10 protein-coding genes are annotated in these 4960 nt (G+C 53.8%); all 10 read left to right on the top strand.

The annotated features are described in order from the left end of the window. Positions 1–300, top strand: a 300-nt coding sequence (locus tag ACSV5M_RS21430) for a DUF4400 domain-containing protein (protein ID WP_439178876.1), incomplete at its 5' end; no start/stop codon positions are given. Between the two features lie 26 nt (positions 301–326). After that, positions 327–1298, top strand: a complete 972-nt coding sequence (locus tag ACSV5M_RS21425; RefSeq protein ID WP_439178885.1) for a hypothetical protein — start codon at positions 327–329, stop codon at positions 1296–1298. Then, the gene (locus ACSV5M_RS21420; RefSeq protein ID WP_439178884.1) at positions 1295–2092 is read left to right on the top strand and encodes a TIGR03759 family integrating conjugative element protein; all 798 of its coding nucleotides are present in this window, start codon (positions 1295–1297) and stop codon (positions 2090–2092) included. The genes ACSV5M_RS21425 and ACSV5M_RS21420 overlap by 4 nt, the downstream gene beginning before the upstream one ends. Beyond that, positions 2089–2682: a hypothetical protein gene (locus tag ACSV5M_RS21415; RefSeq protein ID WP_439178883.1), complete on the top strand. Its 594-nt coding sequence runs from the start codon at positions 2089–2091 to the stop codon at positions 2680–2682. Before ACSV5M_RS21420 ends, ACSV5M_RS21415 begins: the two co-directional genes overlap by 4 nt. After that, entirely contained in the window at positions 2679–3164 is a 486-nt protein-coding gene (locus ACSV5M_RS21410; RefSeq protein WP_439178882.1) for a PFL_4695 family integrating conjugative element protein, read from the top strand. Before ACSV5M_RS21415 ends, ACSV5M_RS21410 begins: the two co-directional genes overlap by 4 nt. Beyond that, a complete protein-coding gene (locus ACSV5M_RS21405) occupies positions 3161–3469 on the top strand; it encodes an RAQPRD family integrative conjugative element protein (RefSeq protein WP_439178881.1) in 309 nt (102 codons plus the stop codon). The genes ACSV5M_RS21410 and ACSV5M_RS21405 overlap by 4 nt, the downstream gene beginning before the upstream one ends. Further along, on the top strand, positions 3466–3690 hold the full coding sequence (locus ACSV5M_RS21400; RefSeq protein ID WP_439178880.1) for a hypothetical protein: 225 nt from the start codon (positions 3466–3468) through the stop codon (positions 3688–3690). The genes ACSV5M_RS21405 and ACSV5M_RS21400 overlap by 4 nt, the downstream gene beginning before the upstream one ends. A gap of 12 nt (positions 3691–3702) precedes the next feature. Then, positions 3703–4092 carry a hypothetical protein gene (locus ACSV5M_RS21395; RefSeq protein ID WP_439178879.1) on the top strand — a complete coding sequence of 130 codons (390 nt, stop codon included), beginning with the start codon at positions 3703–3705 and terminating at the stop codon, positions 4090–4092. 18 nt (positions 4093–4110) lie between these two features. Beyond that, a complete protein-coding gene (locus ACSV5M_RS21390) occupies positions 4111–4485 on the top strand; it encodes a DUF3487 family protein (RefSeq protein WP_439178878.1) in 375 nt (124 codons plus the stop codon). Beyond that, a partial coding sequence (locus ACSV5M_RS21385; protein WP_439178877.1) for a DUF2895 family protein occupies positions 4482–4960 on the top strand: 479 nt, incomplete at its 3' end. The genes ACSV5M_RS21390 and ACSV5M_RS21385, both read left to right, overlap by 4 nt.

Raw genomic sequence — 4960 nt, 5'->3', positions numbered from 1 at the left:
ACCCTCATCATTCGGCTTGTCACGGTCGTGCTTGCATTACCCGCATTTTTAATCTGGGGCATGCTCGGATTGATTGATGGTCTGGTTGATCGCGACATCCGCAAAGAATGCGGCGGATTGGAATCCTCTTTCCTGTATCACCACGTACGCCGCTGGGTTGCGCCAAGCCTCGGCGTCGGTTGTGGGCTCTATCTCACGCTGCCGTTCACGTTTAACCCTGGTTTGTATTTTCTGATACCGCAGGCGCTGTTTTTTATTGCCGTGTATTACACCGCATCCACATTTAAAAAATTCATTTAGCAATTTAGCAAATGGGTACTTACTCAATGACGTCAGAACCTAGCAACATCGTCAACCTGCGCGACTCGCTGCCGCCGCTTCAGCAGGTGGACACTGCACCGGGTGCCGCGCCGGTACCTGCCTCTCACCGTAGTGGGCTGCCGCTCAGCTTAAAAGTGTTATTCGCGATGGTCATTGGCATGGCGGGTGTAGCAATGGCCTATCTCGGCTACACCGGTCAATGGCCACGCGTACCCGTCGCGTCGGCTCCCGCTTCGGAGTCGACATTACCCGTCGCACCGCCAGCACGACCCGACGCGCCGCCGGTCGCTCATCGCGCTGACGCGCCCGCGCGCGATGTGTTGAATTCCATCAACGTCGATCCAACCCCGGTCGCACCACCCACAGCGGCCGCTGATCCACTCGCCCGTGATGTGGGGCCAGCACCGGACGTCGCCGATGACTCAGCGTCTCGCGACATTGACGTGCAGGCTATTCGGCCAGAGTCCCAGGCTCCGCTCTCACCCGATCCGCTGGCACCGTCACGCAGTGCAGCGGCCAGTGTCAGCAACGACATCAGCCTGGCGTATCAAAACCAGGCGCGCATAGAGGCGATTGAAGGGTACATCGTCGAGATGCTGACGGTTATCGAATCGCACAAAACCGAACTGCGTGCAATGCAGGCATCGCTCGACAAAAACACCACTGCAATTGATCAACAAATGCAACGCGTGGCCGCTCTCATGCAGCAACGCGCCGCACCAAGAGACGTTGCGCCGTCTGCTAAAACACCCGCGACGATCGATTCGCCGACAACGGCATTGCCGTTTCGCGTGACGTCCATTCGTCAGTTCGGTGAAACGCTATCGATTCGCGTGGAAGACACGCGCGGGACGTCTCGATTGATGGTCACCGGCCAGCGACTGAACGGTTGGCAATTGCTCACCGTTGATCCAGATCGCCGTCGGGCGGAATTCGTTCACCTTGAGTCGCGGACGCATCAGGAGGCCGGGCTATGAAGGTATGTCGCAGCCAGGTCACCGTTATTGCATCCCTGATGATGGCGGTCATCTCCCTCAGCACCGTCGCACAGTTTCCCTCGCCGGAAAACTTACTTGGGCCTGAAAGACTTAACGATGCACAGAAGACCGAAATACCGCCGATAAAATTCACCGATCGAACCACAACGTCGCGTACAGAAACTGCATTAACGACGCAGCCGTGGCGAGAGTGGGAATTAACAGAAAGCGATTGGCGTCAATTCGAAAAAATCATGGCGGGACCGCGCGGTGTCTGGACACCGAATATCAGTCCTGTCTCCGCACTCGGCGTTCATGCCAAGACTGAGGTGGAGCGTATTCGGTATGCCGAGATTGCCGCGCGACAGGACTGGGATCGACTCATGGCGGAACGCGCCTGGTATCTCACCTATGACACCGTAAAAGAGCGTGTCTTTGCACCCAAGTTGGCGGCGTTACTGGCTGATCAACCCACACTGATGCAAGTGCAATCCCATGACCGGCTGGTGCTGTTTACCGATGAGCAATGCAACCCGACGTGTCGCCGCGTCTTGTCGCATGTGATGAGCATCGGTGCATCGCTGGATATTTATTTTGTCGGCACATCTGACCGCGCCGTGATAACCCAATGGGCAAAAACAAACAACATCGCACCGGAGAAAGTCAACGCGACCAAGCAGGTGACACTGAACGTTGACAGCGGCTTTTTCCAACGCATCGCGATTGATACCACCTTGCCGCAGCTGTTTCGCCGAGACAACGGCCAGAAGCAATTAACGGAGGTGCGTTTATGAGACGTATCCTCATCGCCACGCTATTCACCTTATCGTCGGCAACTCAGGCGCTGACGCAAACTAAAATCCCCGGTGCCTATAAATATTTTGCCGCTAAACATCAGGTGCCTGCTGACGTGTTGTTTGCGGTGTGCCTGCAAGAATCCGGAAAACGGTGGCAAGACAAACACCTGCCGTGGCCCTGGACATTGAACATCGCTGGTAAGGGCGCGTATTACGACACACCGGCTGATGCACAACGCCAGTTATTGCAAGTCATCAACGGTGGCAGCTGCCGGGTCGACATTGGCTTGTGCCAGGTTCATTGGTGTGCGCATAAGAAAAACTTCACCGCGCCCGTCCAGCTACTTAATCCCTACATCAATTTGGCGTATGCCGCGAAATTAATCCGCAGCGAGTATGACTACACGCAGCGCAAAGGTAATCCGGATTGGTGGGTCGCCGTGGGCCGCTACCACTCGCCTGGCAATCCCAAACGCGCCAGCCAGTATCGTGAACGCGTCAAAGCCCGCTGGCAACGCCGTCAACACACCATTTCAACCATGACGGCGTCCATTGGCATGGCGGCGGCGCAGGAGACCGAACAATGAACAGTATCGTGCTGACTGTTTTGCTGTTCAGTCTCGCTCCGGTTTTCGCAATGGCACAGCCTATTGTGTTAGCCGACTTCGGCGGTAAACCGCTGCTCTGGACACAGGATTTACACGCAGAATCGTTACCGCCCATCCCGTTGAAGCGCATCCCATTTGCGCCCGCATACCCCATTCGCACGGTCGGTATGCGTCCGGGTGCTGTCCATAAAAAAGTACTGCCCACGGCCGCAGCGATGCCGATCTTTGTTGTCGGGTACGACAGCCAATCATTCGCGTGGCTGCACCACAACAAACAACATTTACTTGATGCCGGTGCGCACGGTTTTGTTGTGAATGTCGCAACCTCACAGCAGTTTGCACGCTTACAGGAATATGCCGCACCCATCACCTTGTCGCCGGTGAACGGCGATGATTTTTCCCGGCATTTGGGACTGACCCATTATCCGTTTTTGATCATTGGCAATGAGGTGATGCAATGAGATTTTTTATCAGCATGATGTTACTTGCGTTCACGTTAAATAGCGTCGCCGACTCGCGTGTTGATCACGTGACCGACGCTGAACGTTTGGCATTAACAGAATTGATTCGTCAGCTAGATGCAACCCTCGCATTGATTGAACAGGCCGAGCACAACCGATCTGCCGACACACGTTTTCCCCTGGATTATGACCAGCTCCGTAGTGACATTGGATTAATTCGCGACGGTGTGTCTCGGCACCTGGCGAAGCCTGTCCGCTCACCGCGGCGTGTGCCCTTGTTGGACGGGGAATACTCGCATCGATGAGCGTCCTGGATCGCTTTCGTGAAGTCACCGGTTACGAGGCCGCTCATTTTTATGGAGCGTGCGCATTCTTTGTAGCAATTGTTTTGGCTTACCTGCTGTTTGCCACGATGAAAGGATCGTGGATACGGTTGCAGGCGGAAGAAATGAAGGCAGGGGACGTGGTGAACACGATCGCTCGCGCAATCATATTGTTAATGTTTTTTATTTGGTTAATGTCCTGAGGATTACAAACGATGAACTCATTTTTCAAGTCAACCATAGGCGGTCGGTTTGCTATGTGCTGCCTCTTTGCAATGGGGATGATTGTTAGTCTTGCCTTTCCAATAAACGCAGATGCCCAACCGCCACTACCAAATGTATTGCCCGAGGGGGTTGATCCCAATGAGAGCGACCCCGTTAACTTATTCGTAATGATAGGGCAATACTTCGTTGGGTTCCTGTTATGGATCGGTGTTCTCTATCTAGCCGTCAAGGTCATTTGGGAAGCCATTGGCGACGTTAGAGACGCAAAAAATGGCGATACAAAATGGATCGCTGCGGGTAAGTCGATTGCCGGTGGCATATTCTTTTTTCTGCTGGTACTCGCGCTCGCGTTATGGATCACCAATCAATTTTTGATTTAGCGGTGAGTGGAACGAACTATGAAATTGGATCACTCTGAAAATCAGTTGGCAGACTCATTGACGGATGAACCCATCATTTTTATGGGCTGCACAACGACAGAGATCCTGACATTGGTCATGATCAATGTTGGCATCGCGTTGGCACTCGGAATCCTTGTAGCGATTGCAAGTCTGGCGATCTCGTCCAGCCTGGCAATCATCCTGGGGTCCGGTGTGTTCTTTGGAGGCGCCTTTGGTTTAACCATGTTCGCTCTGGGTCGGCTGCAATCCATCAAAGAGCAACACGGCGATCATTATTACAAAGAGTGGATTCACCTGGTTATGTCCGAGCTGGGCTTTGCCGATAAAGTTCTTAACGTATCCACGCGCTATTCACGGGGCCGAAGTTTATGAGTCGCATCCGTAATGCACTGGCGGCGCGCGAACGACTCGCGTGGTATTTGCTGATGGTGATCGTGTTGTTAATGATTGGGCTCATGCATGCGCATTGGCGACTGGCTACGGTGCAAAAAGATTTCAAAATGCACGTGCCACCGGATGTATCGCAAGGCGCTTTGCTAACGCCCGATATGCCGGGCCACGCCAGTGTGTATATGTACACGCATTACATTTGGCGATCACTTAACACGTGGCGAGAGTCCGGCGTGAAAGAGTACTTGCCCGCAATTGACGCGTTCGCCTGCTACGTCTCGCCAGATTTCCTGAAATGGTTGAAGGCAGATCAAAAACGCGAATCGTCCGCAGGCAATCTGGCACGGACACGCGAATTGTCCACGGTCAATTTTTACGAAGACAAATTCGTCAAGCCGGCCGGCAACGGCACCTGGTATGTCTGGTTAGACATGTCATTAGAAGAGCGGGTATCCGG

Origin of the sequence: Cellvibrio sp. ARAG 10.3, from assembly GCF_051846955.1 — a bacterium.
Lineage (GTDB): Bacteria > Pseudomonadota > Gammaproteobacteria > Pseudomonadales > Cellvibrionaceae > Cellvibrio.
Note: the sequence above shows the minus strand (reverse complement) of the source record. Positions and strands in the feature narration are given on the sequence as shown.